General features: G+C 41.0%; 20 protein-coding genes. 5 read left to right on the top strand and 15 right to left on the bottom strand.

Annotated elements, in window-relative coordinates; all coding sequences use genetic code 11:
- Window positions 1-25 precede the first annotated feature (25 nt).
- The 8 genes from V7K98_RS22560 to cysE all read right to left on the bottom strand — a co-directional run bounded on the left by V7K98_RS22560 (window position 26) and on the right by cysE (window position 4,266).
- The gene (locus V7K98_RS22560; RefSeq protein WP_335026073.1) at window positions 26-568 is read right to left on the bottom strand and encodes a (2Fe-2S) ferredoxin domain-containing protein; all 543 of its coding nucleotides are present in this window, start codon (window positions 566-568) and stop codon (window positions 26-28) included.
- A complete protein-coding gene (locus tag V7K98_RS22555; RefSeq protein WP_335025859.1) occupies window positions 550-717 on the bottom strand; it encodes a hypothetical protein in 168 nt (55 codons plus the stop codon). The genes V7K98_RS22560 and V7K98_RS22555 overlap by 19 nt, the downstream gene beginning before the upstream one ends.
- A 55-nt stretch (window positions 718-772) precedes the next feature.
- Window positions 773-976, bottom strand: coding sequence for a putative nitrogen fixation protein NifT (gene nifT, locus V7K98_RS22550; RefSeq protein WP_335025856.1), 204 nt, complete (start codon window positions 974-976; stop codon window positions 773-775).
- On the bottom strand, window positions 951-1,238 hold the full coding sequence (locus V7K98_RS22545; RefSeq protein WP_104909028.1) for a nitrogen fixation protein NifZ: 288 nt from the start codon (window positions 1,236-1,238) through the stop codon (window positions 951-953). Before V7K98_RS22545 ends, nifT begins: the two co-directional genes overlap by 26 nt.
- Window positions 1,225-2,358, bottom strand: coding sequence for a homocitrate synthase (gene nifV, locus V7K98_RS22540; RefSeq protein ID WP_335025854.1), 1,134 nt, complete (start codon window positions 2,356-2,358; stop codon window positions 1,225-1,227). Before nifV ends, V7K98_RS22545 begins: the two co-directional genes overlap by 14 nt.
- 371 nt (window positions 2,359-2,729) lie before the next feature.
- A complete protein-coding gene (locus tag V7K98_RS22535) occupies window positions 2,730-2,927 on the bottom strand; it encodes a DUF2949 domain-containing protein (RefSeq protein WP_094340663.1) in 198 nt (65 codons plus the stop codon).
- Between the two features lie 281 nt (window positions 2,928-3,208).
- Window positions 3,209-3,448, bottom strand: a complete 240-nt coding sequence (locus V7K98_RS22530; protein ID WP_335025852.1) for an Asr1405/Asl0597 family protein — start codon at window positions 3,446-3,448, stop codon at window positions 3,209-3,211.
- The gene (gene cysE / locus V7K98_RS22525) at window positions 3,445-4,266 is read right to left on the bottom strand and encodes a serine O-acetyltransferase (protein ID WP_335025850.1); all 822 of its coding nucleotides are present in this window, start codon (window positions 4,264-4,266) and stop codon (window positions 3,445-3,447) included. The genes V7K98_RS22530 and cysE overlap by 4 nt, the downstream gene beginning before the upstream one ends.
- 884 nt (window positions 4,267-5,150) lie before the next feature.
- Between cysE and V7K98_RS22520 the strand changes: the two genes are divergently transcribed.
- Entirely contained in the window at window positions 5,151-6,500 is a 1,350-nt protein-coding gene (locus V7K98_RS22520) for an NAD(P)/FAD-dependent oxidoreductase (protein WP_335025848.1), read from the top strand.
- Between the two features lie 233 nt (window positions 6,501-6,733).
- Window positions 6,734-6,880 (top strand): hypothetical protein, encoded by a 147-nt coding sequence (locus tag V7K98_RS22515; protein ID WP_335025846.1) that lies wholly within the window; start codon window positions 6,734-6,736, stop codon window positions 6,878-6,880.
- Window positions 6,881-7,373: 493 nt separating this feature from the next.
- On the opposite strand, the gene V7K98_RS22510 is transcribed toward V7K98_RS22515, so the two are convergent.
- The 5 genes from V7K98_RS22510 to V7K98_RS28960 all read right to left on the bottom strand — a co-directional run bounded on the left by V7K98_RS22510 (window position 7,374) and on the right by V7K98_RS28960 (window position 9,365).
- The gene (locus V7K98_RS22510; protein ID WP_335025844.1) at window positions 7,374-7,850 is read right to left on the bottom strand and encodes a hypothetical protein; all 477 of its coding nucleotides are present in this window, start codon (window positions 7,848-7,850) and stop codon (window positions 7,374-7,376) included.
- A gap of 249 nt (window positions 7,851-8,099) precedes the next feature.
- Window positions 8,100-8,540 carry an HNH endonuclease gene (locus V7K98_RS22505; RefSeq protein WP_335025843.1) on the bottom strand — a complete coding sequence of 147 codons (441 nt, stop codon included), beginning with the start codon at window positions 8,538-8,540 and terminating at the stop codon, window positions 8,100-8,102.
- A 9-nt stretch (window positions 8,541-8,549) separates the two neighbouring features.
- On the bottom strand, window positions 8,550-8,804 hold the full coding sequence (locus V7K98_RS22500; RefSeq protein WP_335025841.1) for a hypothetical protein: 255 nt from the start codon (window positions 8,802-8,804) through the stop codon (window positions 8,550-8,552).
- A gap of 140 nt (window positions 8,805-8,944) precedes the next feature.
- Window positions 8,945-9,190, bottom strand: a complete 246-nt coding sequence (locus V7K98_RS22495) for a DUF6887 family protein (protein ID WP_335025839.1) — start codon at window positions 9,188-9,190, stop codon at window positions 8,945-8,947.
- Entirely contained in the window at window positions 9,174-9,365 is a 192-nt protein-coding gene (locus V7K98_RS28960; protein ID WP_442940433.1) for a DUF6888 family protein, read from the bottom strand. The genes V7K98_RS22495 and V7K98_RS28960 overlap by 17 nt, the downstream gene beginning before the upstream one ends.
- Window positions 9,366-9,530: 165 nt before the next feature.
- On the opposite strand from V7K98_RS28960, the gene V7K98_RS22490 reads away from it, so the two are divergent.
- Window positions 9,531-11,237 (top strand): tetratricopeptide repeat protein, encoded by a 1,707-nt coding sequence (locus V7K98_RS22490; protein ID WP_335025837.1) that lies wholly within the window; start codon window positions 9,531-9,533, stop codon window positions 11,235-11,237.
- A gap of 106 nt (window positions 11,238-11,343) precedes the next feature.
- On the opposite strand, the gene V7K98_RS22485 is transcribed toward V7K98_RS22490, so the two are convergent.
- On the bottom strand, window positions 11,344-12,294 hold the full coding sequence (locus tag V7K98_RS22485) for an NAD(P)-dependent alcohol dehydrogenase (RefSeq protein WP_335025835.1): 951 nt from the start codon (window positions 12,292-12,294) through the stop codon (window positions 11,344-11,346).
- A 115-nt stretch (window positions 12,295-12,409) separates the two neighbouring features.
- Here V7K98_RS22485 and V7K98_RS22480 point away from each other — a divergent pair, with 115 nt between their 5' ends.
- Together V7K98_RS22480 and V7K98_RS22475 are read left to right on the top strand one after the other, a co-directional pair.
- Window positions 12,410-12,832, top strand: coding sequence for an element excision factor XisH family protein (locus tag V7K98_RS22480; protein WP_335025833.1), 423 nt, complete (start codon window positions 12,410-12,412; stop codon window positions 12,830-12,832).
- On the top strand, window positions 12,814-13,155 hold the full coding sequence (locus V7K98_RS22475; protein ID WP_335025831.1) for a XisI protein: 342 nt from the start codon (window positions 12,814-12,816) through the stop codon (window positions 13,153-13,155). Before V7K98_RS22480 ends, V7K98_RS22475 begins: the two co-directional genes overlap by 19 nt.
- 37 nt (window positions 13,156-13,192) lie before the next feature.
- Here V7K98_RS22475 and V7K98_RS22470 read toward each other — a convergent pair whose 3' ends face one another.
- Entirely contained in the window at window positions 13,193-13,771 is a 579-nt protein-coding gene (locus V7K98_RS22470) for a Uma2 family endonuclease (RefSeq protein ID WP_335025829.1), read from the bottom strand.
- Window positions 13,772-13,970 lie beyond the last annotated feature (199 nt).

The following is a 13,970-nucleotide window of genomic DNA, read 5'->3' as shown; positions in this document are numbered from 1 at the left end:
TAAGAATAGCTAGAAAAGCTTAGTACTATTGGGTTAAATGACTTTCTAACAAAGATGCGATCGCGTCAGGATGAATATTCTTGTATTTCTTTTTACCAAGGTGTAAAACACAGTTGGGAGCGCTGCCACAGCATTTTTGGCAACCAGTATATTCAATAGTAACTTTGTCTGACAAACCGCGATCGCACAAAGTTTTTTCTAACTCTGATAATAACCCTTTACCACCACGTTTCAGACAACCGCCTTTTTGACATACCATAATCCTCGCTTTGGGTTGAGGTGGTAAATCTTGCTTTGGACAGCCATTAACTGGTGTTACCTGATAGGCTTTGATTTTAATTTCACTTGTACGCGAATCTATCTTACTATAACCACAAACGCGAATTTGCTGGCCAGGAACTAAGGATGAACTTAGAGAACGGCGCAACTCTTTAGACAGCTTAATTTCCATATTTCCAGATGGAACTGCTAATTGCAAGTATTTATATTTTCCTGATTCACCACCAATAAAACCTAGTAACTGTCCCTCAAGGTTCAATTCTGATAACGTCAAATGTTTGTCACCCATGATTGATAAAAAGTTATTGGGAATTGGGAATTGGGAATTGGGCATTGGGAATTGGGAATTGGGCATTGGGCATTGGGCATTGGGAATTGGGAATTGGGAATTGGGAATTGGGAATTGGGGAAGAAACTTGTTAAATAATTCGCCCTCATCTCCCTCATCTCCCTCATCTCCCTACTCCCCACCCCACTCCCCACTCCCCATTTTTTAAGAGAGGCGTTTAGCTTCTACTGTTTGGGGTAAATTTGCTGCATCTGGGAAATCACGAAATTCTAATTCCCAACCATTTGCTAGGGTGAGAATTTTGCCATCACTTCCATCGGTTTGTTTGACGACTTCTTCTTCAAGGTCTTTTTTAGCAACGTAGACTACTAAAGTACCGGCATCATTCATCCGTAGCATTACTTTCATGAGATTCCTCAACAGATTCTAGTTCTTTTTTCATACAGCCGACGACGAATCCTGTTTCCAAGAAATGCACAGCATAAATATAGGAACTCTGCAAATATGTCCCTATACTCGCTATGTAGCCGATATCTCCTTTATTCACTAAAACTTGCCCGACTTCTTTACCAGGGAAGGTACCATCATTTTTGAGCAGTTTCCGAACTCTGACTTTTTCACCAATTTCAAAAGCAGGTGGCAAGTTTAGCTCTAATTCATCGCGTTGCATGAGAATACCTCTGTTCTCTGACCAAATTCAATAGTTCTTCTGTCGTCAAACTACGTTTTTTCTGTACCGATTGATGGCGCACTGCGTCTAAAACAGATTGGGTTTCTTGGGGGTTCAAGAAAATTCCATGCTGTTCTAGCAAGTTAGCAACCAAATGCCGTCCAGAATGTTTACCTAATACTAAACGCCGTTCCCAACCCACCTCTTCAGGTGCAAATGGTTCGTAGGTAATGGGGTTTTGTAATACCCCGTGAGCATGGATACCAGATTCGTGAGCAAAGGTATTTTCGCCAACGATCGCTTTCCAAGGTGGTACGCTAGCTCCTGATGCGGCTGCAACCAGTTGAGAAAGTTCCAGCAAACTGGGTGTGTGGATGCCCAAATCAACGCCGTAGATGCGTTTGATAGCCATCACAACCTCTTCTAAAGCTGCATTTCCCGCCCTTTCGCCTAATCCGTTAACTGTGGTATTCACTGATAAGGCTCCGGCTTTGATACCCGCAAGAGCGTTGGCTGTTGCCAGACCAAAATCATTGTGGGTATGGATTTCTAGGGGAATCATCAAAGCTGAAACCAGCCGTTTAACCTTGTTGTAGGTGGTGAAAGGATCGAGAACTCCTACGGTGTCGCAGAAGCGGAACCTGGATGCACCCCATTCTTGGGCATAAAGCGCTACATCTAAGAGGAAGTTTTCATCAGCCCTGGAAGAATCTTCGCCGCCGACTGCTACCCAAAGACCTTGATCGAGGGCGAAGTTGATTGAGTCTTTGAGTTTTTGCAAACTTACTCGCCATTGACCATGAAATTTAGTAGCGATTTGGATACCAGAGACGGGAATTGCGATATGCACCCGGTTCAGTCCGCAAGCAATAGAAGCCTTAATATCTGAGATGACGGCGCGGTTCCAGCCCAGGAGTTTTGCTTGTAAACCCAAGTCAGAAATTGCTGCGATCGCACGGGTTTCTTCGTCACCCATTGCCGGTATACCGACCTCTAATTCAGGTATACCAATGGCATCGAGAAATTTAGCGATCGCAACTTTTTCTTCTAGGGTAAAAGCAACACCTGCTGCCTGTTCGCCATCACGTAATGTAGTGTCATTAATTATGATTTGATTCATTGCAAATATCCCTCTCTTGGAAGTATTCTTAATATCTTTTCTCTCTACAATCCCCAGCGATGGCAAATGCTAAAAATATCACAATTCATAATGTAGGATACATGATCCTTTATTATTGACCTATTAGCAGCATCACATCTGTATGGCAGGGATCTAAAACCATGTATAATTTACTAATCGTTTTTACCGATGTCAGTTGTAATTTGTTCGAGTAGCAACGAACTAATGTAACTATTAGCAAATCCTGAACAAAGTAAAACACAGAAGCCAGCAATTAAGGATGTAATCATCTTCGTAACCTCAGATTTTGTAGAGCATTGGTGTGTAATTTCGGCAGGGAATGGGACTCAGAGGTACAGGGGATAAATTAGTTAACTGTGTTCTGCTAGCCAATCAAAAATCTTTCCTAGCTGCTCTAAATCAACTAAACCATATTGCCAGAGAAGCATAGGTAACGGGCCATTTTCTAATTCACGGTGTCTCAGAGCTACAGCAATATCAGCATTTGAAAGTTCAAGTTCGTTTTGCAAAAAATTGAGGAGTTTTATATCTCTGTTCCGAGTCGCCATAAATGATTGAACTTTCAATTTCTTAATTTGGGAAAAACTTAAAAATCAGAAATTCCGATTTTTAATTGTTGCTATATGTCAGGGTAATTTCAGATTTAGGAGAATAAACAAAATCTAAACTCCATCTAATCCATCTCAGTCTGCAACAAATTCTGCAAGTATACAGTAGCTTCAAACTCTAAACCTATTTGAGCTTTGTGCATCTATGAGCAAAAAGGATAAAGTGCAGTGATTTAGTCATGAATTCAAGATTAATAGTCTCTGAATTAGAAGATTCAAGGCTAATCGCTGTAAATCCAGCAACGCTCTAGCCACTCTAATAATTCGTGACGAGAACCGAGAAATTGCATAACTATACTGCGAATTAGAATCCCTTCTAGCAAATTATTCACCTGCACTCGTAACGAACCATCGGGGGGACAAGAGCTATTAATTTTTAACTCTTGCAATCGGTGATAGATTCGCCAGCGATCGCTCAAAGGTATCTGCAAAACTTGATCGCATAAAGTATTATTTGTCATTTGTCATTTGTCCTTTGTTCTACCCTGCGGGAAGCCACTGGCGTGTCTATGTCATTTGCTAATGACAAATGATCAGTGACTAATGACTCTTCTCTTAAAATTTGCAGTTGTTTTTCGAGTTGTTCAACGCGCGAGAGCAAAGAACGAATCACAGTTGCTTCCATATCGGGTAGCTTTCCATGTTCTAAAGGAGAAAGGCTAGCGTTTTGATTTCGGGAAATAATTCGACCGGGAACGCCCACAACTGTGCAATCATTGGGAATATCTCGCAAGACAACAGAACCTGCACCAATACGGACGCGATCGCCAATTTGCAGATTACCCAAAACTTTTGCACCCGCCCCAATCACTACATTTTTCCCCACTGTGGGATGACGCTTACCTGTTTCTTTACCAGTTCCGCCAAGGGTAACGCCCTGATAAATCAGTGTAAAGTCACCAACGATCGCAGTTTCGCCAATGACAACACCCATTCCGTGGTCGATAAACACGCCCTGGCCAATCTCTGCACCTGGGTGAATCTCAATTCCCGTCAAAAATCGCCCCAAATGAGAAATGAAACGGGGGATAAAACCCACTCCTCGATTATGTAACCAGTGAGCAAGACGATGCAAACAGAGTGCGTGCAATCCTGGATAGCAAAACACCACCTCTAGCCAATTCCGTGCTGCGGGATCGCGCTCAAAAATAATGCGAAAATCACTCAATAATGGCTCAAAAAAATTGCCTGTGAGGAAATTTTTCAGCATGGATGTATGTGCAGAATCCTGCGTTTTGGTAGTTGGTGGATCGCTAATACTGTCTAAAGACTGTTGCATCGGTAATGTCTATCTGGTAGAAAGAGTCATCTGCTATTTTTATGCTTATATCAGGTGACATCCAACTCGATATCAAACTCAATGCTGATTGGATTTATTGGATTAATTAAGGTTGTACTCAAACGCCAAAACCCAGACTTAACATAAAGTTAAAATTTGTCTGGGGTTAGGGGCGCTAGTATTTAACGGTAGGGGTGCTAGTATTTTTGGGGCAGGGTTTAAGAATTTATGTTCACGCTACAAGAAACTTTACCCGTAAGCCTTTGCTAAGATTTAGTCAAGATATTTTGCAATATATTAAGTTGTACTCAGATGCACTCAATCATGGGTTAGATGAGGCTACAAATCGATTTTCTGTATATCCCACTACTATTATTATCCTATTATTGAGTTGAGCGAAAGACAGATTTCTTTATTTTCTTTTAGGATTTGCTGTCTGTATGCAGATATACCTTTCAAAATATAGTTATCGCTCGTCGTGACTGTTTTCTTATTATATAGATATATAGCGTTTCTCAACCAGATGAGTTACATCATAGCCCCCTCCCCGCTTGCGGGGAGGGGTTATTGTACTTCACTCAACCGATAAACGCTATATTGAATGAAAGTAGTTCAATGAGTGCAAATATACCTACTTGCCAAATTGATAATTACTAGACATCTCCGAAAATTAAATATGCATTACCTAGAACCCTTTGTAGGGACAATTCATGAATTGTCCCTACGCCTTTTCTGGAGATGTCTACTACATAATGACTGATTAATAACTTTGACTACTTTTATGATTTTTTCAATTGTTCTAAATAGACAGCAACCTCTATCATAATGCTGTTACACCTTTATTAAGAATAGTTACAACTTCTTAAGACAAGGCAATATTTCTTATGGTAGTTTCACTAGAGAAGAATGCACCACATCACGTTGTTATCGTTGGTGGTGGTTTTGGTGGACTGTATGCAGCCAAGGCTTTGAATGCAGCGAATCTAAACGTTACTCTCATTGATAAACGGAACTTTCACCTATTTCAGCCGCTTTTATATCAAGTTGCGACAGGTGCGCTATCACCTTCTGATATTTCCGCACCATTGCGATCTGTATTTAGCAAACGCAAGAATACAAAGGTGTTGTTAGGAGAAGTAAATGAGATTGATCCAAAAGCGCAACAAGTTATTTTGGGTGACGAAATAGTACCTTATGATACATTAATTATCGCCACAGGTGCTAACCATTCCTATTTTGGTAAAGATAACTGGAAAGAAGTTGCTCCCGGCTTGAAAACCGTGGAAGATGCGCTAGAAATGCGTCGCCGGATATTTGGCGCATTTGAAGCAGCAGAAAAAGAAACCGATCCAGAAATTCGCCGTGCTTTATTGACTTTTGTGATTGTGGGTGGTGGCCCGACTGGTGTAGAATTAGCAGGTGCGATCGCAGAATTGGCATACAAAACTCTCAAAGAAGATTTCCGCAGCATCGACACTTCAGAAACAAAAATTTTACTATTACAAGGTGGCCCTCGCATCCTCCCACACATGGCACCAGAGTTATCGAAATCAGCAGCAGTATCTTTGCAACAGTTGGGTGTGGAACTCCACACTCACACCAGAGTGATAAATCTTGAAGATGATATCGTTACTTTCAAGCAAGGCGATCAATTGACAAAAATTGCCTCAAAAACTATATTGTGGGCAGCAGGTGTCCAAGGTTCCCCAATGGGGAAAGTCTTAGCAGAGAGTACAGGTGTAGAGTGCGATTTCTCTGGACGTGTAATTGTAGAACCTGACTTGTCTATCGAGGGTTATAACAATATTTTCGTAATTGGAGATTTAGCCAACTTCTCCCATCAAGATAGTAAAGTCTTACCTGGTGTTGCACCCGTAGCTAAACAAGAAGGAGAATATGTAGGTAAACTAATTCGACGACGGCTTAAAGGTCAGACTTTGCCACAATTTCATTACAACGATGTCGGTAGTTTGGCGATGATTGGGCAAAATTTAGCTGTTGTAGATTTAGGCTTAATCAAACTTACAGGTTTCCTTGCTTGGGTATTTTGGCTAGTAGTCCACATCTACTTCTTAATCGAGTTTGACACTAAATTCCTAGTAGTATTTCAGTGGGCGTGGAATTATATCACTCGTAATCGTCGTTCTAGATTGATTACAGGTAAAGAACCTGTTGTAGAATCACAAACCGTTAAAAAAAATAGAGCGCAAGAGGCTTCTGTGACACCTCTTTAACTTCAGGTAACAGGAGATATTAGAGTGATGAGTGCAGTATGGTGGCAAATCTTGGGCAAAGATTAGCTGTTCAACGAAAAGAATATGGGGATGAAATACCGCCCTCAGCAATTTTGGCAATTTGGCATCTCATGACTTCGAGTTGAAGTTTTAATGGAGATATCAACGCAACGGGACAGCAATGAAGTTGTACGAGGGATAGAGCAAAACTTCCCGCTTCTGATGTCCCGGCTATGCCAGTTGTCAAATTGAGTGCTGTAGAAAAGCTCTACATAATTGATACAGCACTCTGCAACTGGCTAGAAATCCACAAAATCAAATATAACTGCGATCGCAAGATCCTTGTCAGTGGTAGTCTTGACAATACCATCAAAATTTAGCGGCTACCGTAGGGACTACACTATTACAGCTATTTTCAGGGAAATGAACCACAAATAGACCTCACTTCCATTCCTCTCTCCTTTTAGGAGAGAGGCTTTGATTTTCTCTTAAATCTTGCTCCCCTTCCCTTGTAGGGAAGGGGCTGGGGGTTAGGTCTGTATTGCACTTAACAGAGAAGCGCTATAATTGCTTCCGAGTCAATTAATGGAGTTCAAAGGCTCATTAATGAAGTTCAAAGGCTCATTAATGGAGTTCAAAGACTCTTTAAGGAGGTTCAAAGACTCTTTAATGAGTATCAAAGACTCTTTAATGAGGTTCAAAGACTCTTTAATGAGGTTCAAAGACTCTTTAATGAGGTTCAAAGACTCTTTAATGAGGTTCAAAGACTCTTTAATGAGGTTCAAAGACTCTTTAATGAGGTTCAAAGGCTCTTTAATGAGTATCAAAGAGTCTTTAATGAGTATCAAAGACTCTTTAATGAGTATTAATTTATTAAGAACCAGATGCAGCTTTTGTCGGTCTACCTTTGATAGCCTTAAACCGTTCGCCTAACTGTTCAGCGACAGTTTTTAAGCCTGGAGTCTTTTTCGATGCTGTCTTAACGTAATTATAAACCGTCAAACTGCTAGTCATCGCTTCACTACCGACTGCCATTAGGGTATCATCGACTTGTTCGGCGAGTTGTTGCACCGAGATTAAAAGTTCCGTAAGCGCAGTGGCTAATTGATAATCCCGGACAAGTTCTTCAACGTCAAAAGTGGCTGGAAGAATTTCGCGGTTAGACTGAGCAGCAGTGACGCTATTGTTTACAAAAGCTAGACTTTTATCGCCCATTTTTAGCAACTTTCGCCGTTCTTCAGTGCTGAGAGTAATCAGAAAGGGCATCTTTTTTTGAACTGTCTGTAACGCAGCTTTAATTTCTTGGATATCTTGTGCAGAAAGGGACGCTGTAATATTTTGATAGGCCATCGTATATTTACCTTGGGATTTCTAGTAGTAAAGTAGCAACTGCTGCTAAGTATATAATTCCCATTGGTGGATGCGATCGCACATCATAACCTATTTATTTATCTGTTTTAAAAAATTTGTAGAAAATTTGTAGGTTGGGTTGAACGAAGTGAAACCCAACAAAACCCGAAAATGTTGGGTTTCGTTCCTCAACCCAACCTACACCGAAGCGATTTTTTAGGCAAAACCTACGCAGCATTACATCATAACCTATTTATTTATCTGTTTTAGCGCCGATGCTAATGGATACTGACCAGATGCAATCAAAGCTTGTCGTTCTACAATGCGATCGTCGCTGTTCAAATCTAGAATGCGTGCTGTGACTTCTCCAATCTCCGTTTGATGTTGAATTACAGCCTCATCTAGTCGAAAATGTTCACCCCAAAAGTCTCTGCGTGGGTTAAAAAATCGCACAAGTTCGCCAGTTTGCCAATTAATTGACCCTAAATCCGTCCCTTTTTGCAGGTTACAGAAAATACAGGCATAGCAGAGATTATTTGCTGTTGTAGCGCCGCCGTGTTTGATGCTGATTATATGGTCAACTTGAAAGCTTAAGCCGTCTCCTTCTGGATATAAACAATACTCGCATAGAACTGCGGCGCGATCGCTAACTAAACGCCGCAGTTCTGCATTAATATATAGACGAGACATTTTGAATACTTACTTAGGGTTAACGTACTGATTAGCTCTTGCTTTTGCTAACCTCATAATATGCTCTAGCGTGAGGAAATGATCTAACTCTCGCTGGTCACTTTCAGTAAGACTTTCAGTTTTTGCTCGATAAACCAGATCCTCTAAACGGTCTTTGGCTGCATCTGAGAGTTGAAAATCGATAACACTTTGGGGAGTGGTGCCAGCAGCAATAAACTCTATAATTTCGTCATAGACTTTGGTAGTATTTACAGATGTAGTCATGAAATTACCTCTTTTTATCTAATTTTACTGATTTACAACGCTACTTTTAACGACTTTCCTAGTCTTAAGTAGGGTGCGTTAGGCGCTTTGATCCACGGTGTCCAGATCCCCGACTTCTCAAAGAAGTCGGGGATCTAACCTTAACTTTGAAAATCTTCCTTTATTTTATTTGTCTGCTCAATACGCTGCCTAATTGCTTCTTCTGCAATGCGAATATTTTCTTCTATTGGCGTACCGTCTTCAGTTACCATTGGCCCGTACCATATTGCTTCCGAGTCAGGAGTGCGGCGGCCATACAAAACACGCAAAGGCTCTACATCTTCCCGGTGTGCAAGTGCGTAAGCTATTAGTTCTTTGTTAGTCATTGCTTCAAAATTCGGTCGCATTTAAAAACCTCCAGTTTCCATTAGCGGGTACAATGATTTGGAGTTCTTCATTGACAAAAATAAATACAACTCCTGTTTGGTCATCAAAGCGAAATAGCTCAATACTCCGATAAGTGTTTGACAACATCTGACAGACACGTAGAGAGGCTATAGCTTGTGCGTATGTTGGGTAAATCGTCTGTTCCTCAATTGTGACATGGATAATATAAACCTAGATGGCGACTGCTTTACAACCTACTTGCTGCGAATAACTCAATTTATCTACTATTTTGCGATTTCTGAGATGAATAGCTTATAGTGAAGCGATAATAATTACATTTTGCCAATAAAAGCACAGTTTATGACCTGCTGCCTGAATCCAGCTTGCCACAATCCGCCCAATAGCGATCGCACAATGTTTTGCTTCAACTGCGGTGTAGGACTGGTAGTGTTGAGAAACCGCTATCGCCCGATTAAAACATTAGGTGGTGGGGGATTTGGTAAAACTTATTTAGCAGAAGATATAGACAAACTCAATGAGCCTTGTCTCATCAAACAATTTGCACCCCAAGTACAGGGAACAGCATCACTCAACAAAGCTACAGAACTATTTGATCAAGAAGCAAGGCGACTGCAACAGTTAGGCAAACATCCCCAAATTCCCACACTGTTGGCGTATTTTAATGAAGATAATCGCCTGTATTTAGTGCAGGAGTTTATCGACGGGCAGAATTTATTAGCTGAATTACAACAGCAGGGAATTTTCAACGAGCAAAAAGTCAGAGAATTATTGCTTGATTTATTAGATATTCTCAAAATAGTTCATCAACAGAAAGTCATTCACCGCGATATTAAACCAGAGAATATTATTCGTCGTGGTGATGGGAAGTTGGTACTAATTGACTTTGGGGCATCCAAGCAACTGACAGCAACGGTGATCACGCAAGTAGGAACAGCGATCGGTTCTTTTGGTTATGCGCCACTAGAACAGATGCAGGGGGGTGAAGCTTACCCAGCCAGTGATTTATATAGTATCGGTGTAACTTGCTTTCACCTGTTGAGTGGAATTAACCCTTGGGAACTGTGGAAACGACAAGGTTATGGTTGGGTTAGTAGTTGGAGAAAGCATTTACAGCAACCAGTGAGTAAAGAATTTGGGCGAATGCAGGATAAGTTGCTGCAAGAAGAACACCAACAGCGTTATCAATCGGCTGAGGAAGTTTTAAAAGCGTTAAATTCACAGTCTGTTTATTTGCTAGGACAGAGAAATCCAGTAAAACTAAAACAGAAAAGTGTTGATACTTACTATAAAGAAGGATTAGAAAAATACAACAACAAAGATTTTCGCGGTGCAATTGAAGATTACACACAAGCCATAAAAATTAATCCCAACTATGTAGACGCTTACAAAAACCGAGGTAATGCCTGCTTTGCTTTAGGAGATAAGCAAGCAGCAATTGAAGATTACACTCAAGCCATAAAAATTAATCCCAACTATGCAGATGCCTACAGCAACCGGGGTAATACTCGCTTTGCTTTAGGAGAGAAGCAAGCAGCAATTGAAGATTTCACTCAAGCCATAAAAATTAATCCCAACTATGCAAATGGTTATATGGGTCGGGGTTTAGCTCACTATGAATTAGGAGATAAGGAAGCAGCAATTCAAGATTACAACCAAGCCATCAACATTAATCCCAACTATCCATCATATGCTTATATCTGCCGAGGTGCAGCTCACTATGAATTAGGAGATAAGCAAGCAGCAATTGCAGATTACACCCAAGCTATCAATATTAATCCCAATGATGCACTAGCTTACAAAAACCGGGGTAATGCTCGCTCTGGTTTAGGAGATAAGCGAGCAGCAATTGAAGATTACACTCAAGCCATCAATATTAATCCCAACTATGCAGATGCTTACATCAGCCGGGGTAATGCTCACTCTGCTTTAGGACATAAGCAAGCTGCAATTGAAGATTTTCGTAAAGCTGCCGATTTGTATAAGCAACAAGGAAGAGAAAGCAACTATCAAGATGCTCTAAACCGCATTAAACAGCTTGAGAAATAACCAGATCGCCAAGTTGTTCAAAAAGTCAGTAATATTATTCACAAAATGGAAAAATTATGACGATCATAGATTAATCAAGATTATCTGGATCTATGCCGAGCGATGTCTAACGATTGGCAGTTACGGCGATCGCAATTTTACCCACAGCCCGCCCAGTTTCGCTATAATTATGAGCCGCCGCTAGTTCTTGTAAGGGATATGTGCGATCAATCACCACGCGAATTTTACCCCCTTCAATCAATTCTTTGAGAAAAAGCAAGTCTTTGGTGTTAGGTTTTTCAAAGAGAAATTTAGCTTTTTGACCAGGAAGAAACGCTGTTAAGACGCTCTCTAAGAATACTTCGGGGCTGGGTACTGTTGTGATATAAATTCCGTTGGGTTTGAGGACTCTTTTGGTTTGTGAGAGCGATCGCTTACCCACTGCATCAAAGATAATGTCATACTGCACTGTATCTTCGACAAAATCTTGCTGCGTATAATCAATCACGCGGTCTGCTCCCAAAGATTTCACCAAATCCAAGTTTTTGGTACTGCAAACTCCCGTCACCACTGCCCCTAAAGCCTTAGCAATTTGCACCGCAAAAATCCCTACACCACCCGCAGCGCCATTAATTAAGACAGTTTGCCCTGTTTGAATATTTCCCTGATCTCGCAGTGCTTGCAAAGCCGTAAGTGCTGCTAAAGGCACAGCCGCAGCTTCTTCATAAGATAGATTCGTTGGTTTGAGCGCCGCCAAGTTTTCTGGGATGGCTGCAAATTCCGCGTAACCTCCTCCAGGGAAGTTAGTACTGCCATAAATACTATCTCCTGGTTTAAAGCGCGTGACTTGGGAGCCAACCTCTACAACTTCTCCCGCCACATCAAATCCCAGAATCTTCGGGAATTTGCTGCCAGTAATCAAACTCAACATCCCTTGGCGAATTTTCCAATCAATAGGATTAACGCTACTAGCACGAACTTTCACAAGTAACTGTGTTGACTCAATTTTTGGCTGTTCCACATCTTCATACTGCAACACCTCAGCCGCGCCATACCGACGGATAACCATTGCTTTCATCGAATTTCTCCTGCTACCCTGTTTTTGTGAATGAACTTAGAGAGCCTGTTTTTTCTGATAAATCTAGTGTAGCGATTTCCTAAAATAGAAATAATCAGTCTAAAACTACACCTGTATGCCAGCTAGAGACTTATATCACGATAATGTTAAAAATGCTTTAATTAAAGACAAATGGATAATTACTCATGACCCACTGACACTAAAATTTGGTAAAAAAGATTTGTATATTGATTTAGGTGCTAAACAGATGTTGGCGGCGCAAAAAGCAGAATCTAAAATTGCAGTTGAAATTAAAAGTTTTACTGGAAGATCGGATGTTGATGATTTAGAAAAAGCATTGGGTCAGTATATTTTATATCAAGATGTATTAACTGAATTAGAGCCAGAACGGGTGTTATATCTTGCAGTACCTAACAGTGTTTTTAATGATTTATTTGAAGAACCTATCGGCAAACTATTACTAAAAAATCATCGTTTTAAGCTGATTACCTTTGATCCAAAACAGGAGGTCATTAAACAATGGATTATACCAAATTAGACCACTATCGCCAGGTGATTGAAACTATCCTCAGTGAATATGCTTCACTACCCTATTCTTATGCCAACATTCAATCAGAAGTGGTGTTTGATCAAAGCCGCGATCGCTATTTGTGGATGGATATAGGTTGGGATGGCGATCGCCGCATTCATGGCTGTCTGGTTCATATTGACCTGATAGATGGCAAAATCTGGATTCAACGGGATGGTACAGAAGAAGGCATCGCCGCCGATTTAGAACGGGCTGGAATTCCTAAAGAACATATAGTACTTGGCTTTCGTTCACCGGAGTTAAGACCCTATACAGGTTATGCAGTTGCTTAAGGTGCGACACCGAACAGCCCGTCGTAGACATCGCTTTTCATTCTTCAGTGCTAAATACAACACCTTCATACAGCAGTTCAATCGAGCATTCAAATTCAATGCTCGATAAAGTGACGATATCTCCAGCCGTGTAGGGATAGTAAAGCCACATTCTACCCTCTCCCCGACAGTAACGCTCAACGGAGATTTTTTCCGAGTCAATCAAGATATACTCTTGCAAACTGGGGATTTTGAGATAATAAGTAAATTTTTCACCCCGATCTTTCGCGCTTGTACCTGGCGAAAGAACTTCAGCAATCAGCTTGGGATGTTGAATAAATTTCCGGGCATTGAGGTCTTGAGGGTCGCAACTGACAATAACATCAGGATAATAGTAGCGACTCTGGGGAGTCAGTTGCACTTTCACCCCTGACACATTCGCTCGACAACCTTTAGAACGCAGATGAGGATGTAAGGCAGTGTACAAGTTAAGCGCAATGTCGTTATGGGGAATTGTACTGCCTGTCATGGCAAATACTTCGCCATTGGCATATTCATAGCGAACGTCTTGCTGAGGTTCCCATTCCAGATATTTCTCAACGGTCATTTTTGGCGGCTGCTGGAGGATGGTTATCATAAACTCAGATTTTTTCACGTTTGGCTTGATTGTAGCTGCTTAGGGGGTGGGGTTTTTTGCTAAGGTTTGTATTGAGCAATTCAGAAAATTCATTGCGATCGCACAATCATGTTAGATTATAGTTTGTTGTTTCTCTTAAACACAAAATCCGAGAGTTTTCTACCCATCTCCTGATTGTGGGAATGAAAAAAAAGGAGTT

Source organism: Nostoc sp. (assembly GCF_036917435.1).
In the GTDB taxonomy this organism is placed as follows: domain Bacteria; phylum Cyanobacteriota; class Cyanobacteriia; order Cyanobacteriales; family Nostocaceae; genus Nostoc.
Note: the sequence above shows the minus strand (reverse complement) of the source record. Positions and strands in the feature narration are given on the sequence as shown.

What these genes read in the sequence shown, in the direction of transcription:
- V7K98_RS22545 (WP_104909028.1), bottom strand. Translation starts at nt 1,238, where the DNA reads ATGCAACGCGATGAATTAGAGCTAAACTTGCCACCTGCTTTTGAAATT.
- nifV (WP_335025854.1), bottom strand. Translation starts at nt 2,358, where the DNA reads ATGAATCAAATCATAATTAATGACACTACATTACGTGATGGCGAACAG.
- V7K98_RS22555 (WP_335025859.1), bottom strand. Translation starts at nt 717, where the DNA reads ATGAGGGCGAATTATTTAACAAGTTTCTTCCCCAATTCCCAATTCCCA.
- cysE (WP_335025850.1), bottom strand. Translation starts at nt 4,266, where the DNA reads ATGCAACAGTCTTTAGACAGTATTAGCGATCCACCAACTACCAAAACG.
- V7K98_RS22490 (WP_335025837.1), top strand. Translation starts at nt 9,531, where the DNA reads ATGACCTGCTGCCTGAATCCAGCTTGCCACAATCCGCCCAATAGCGAT.
- V7K98_RS22470 (WP_335025829.1), bottom strand. Translation starts at nt 13,771, where the DNA reads ATGATAACCATCCTCCAGCAGCCGCCAAAAATGACCGTTGAGAAATAT.
- V7K98_RS22535 (WP_094340663.1), bottom strand. Translation starts at nt 2,927, where the DNA reads ATGGCGACTCGGAACAGAGATATAAAACTCCTCAATTTTTTGCAAAAC.
- V7K98_RS22515 (WP_335025846.1), top strand. Translation starts at nt 6,734, where the DNA reads ATGCCAGTTGTCAAATTGAGTGCTGTAGAAAAGCTCTACATAATTGAT.
- V7K98_RS22495 (WP_335025839.1), bottom strand. Translation starts at nt 9,190, where the DNA reads ATGCGACCGAATTTTGAAGCAATGACTAACAAAGAACTAATAGCTTAC.
- V7K98_RS22485 (WP_335025835.1), bottom strand. Translation starts at nt 12,294, where the DNA reads ATGAAAGCAATGGTTATCCGTCGGTATGGCGCGGCTGAGGTGTTGCAG.
- V7K98_RS22560 (WP_335026073.1), bottom strand. Translation starts at nt 568, where the DNA reads ATGGGTGACAAACATTTGACGTTATCAGAATTGAACCTTGAGGGACAG.
- V7K98_RS22520 (WP_335025848.1), top strand. Translation starts at nt 5,151, where the DNA reads ATGGTAGTTTCACTAGAGAAGAATGCACCACATCACGTTGTTATCGTT.
- V7K98_RS22475 (WP_335025831.1), top strand. Translation starts at nt 12,814, where the DNA reads ATGGATTATACCAAATTAGACCACTATCGCCAGGTGATTGAAACTATC.
- V7K98_RS22500 (WP_335025841.1), bottom strand. Translation starts at nt 8,804, where the DNA reads ATGACTACATCTGTAAATACTACCAAAGTCTATGACGAAATTATAGAG.
- V7K98_RS22480 (WP_335025833.1), top strand. Translation starts at nt 12,410, where the DNA reads ATGCCAGCTAGAGACTTATATCACGATAATGTTAAAAATGCTTTAATT.
- V7K98_RS22505 (WP_335025843.1), bottom strand. Translation starts at nt 8,540, where the DNA reads ATGTCTCGTCTATATATTAATGCAGAACTGCGGCGTTTAGTTAGCGAT.
- nifT (WP_335025856.1), bottom strand. Translation starts at nt 976, where the DNA reads ATGAAAGTAATGCTACGGATGAATGATGCCGGTACTTTAGTAGTCTAC.
- V7K98_RS22530 (WP_335025852.1), bottom strand. Translation starts at nt 3,448, where the DNA reads ATGACAAATAATACTTTATGCGATCAAGTTTTGCAGATACCTTTGAGC.
- V7K98_RS22510 (WP_335025844.1), bottom strand. Translation starts at nt 7,850, where the DNA reads ATGGCCTATCAAAATATTACAGCGTCCCTTTCTGCACAAGATATCCAA.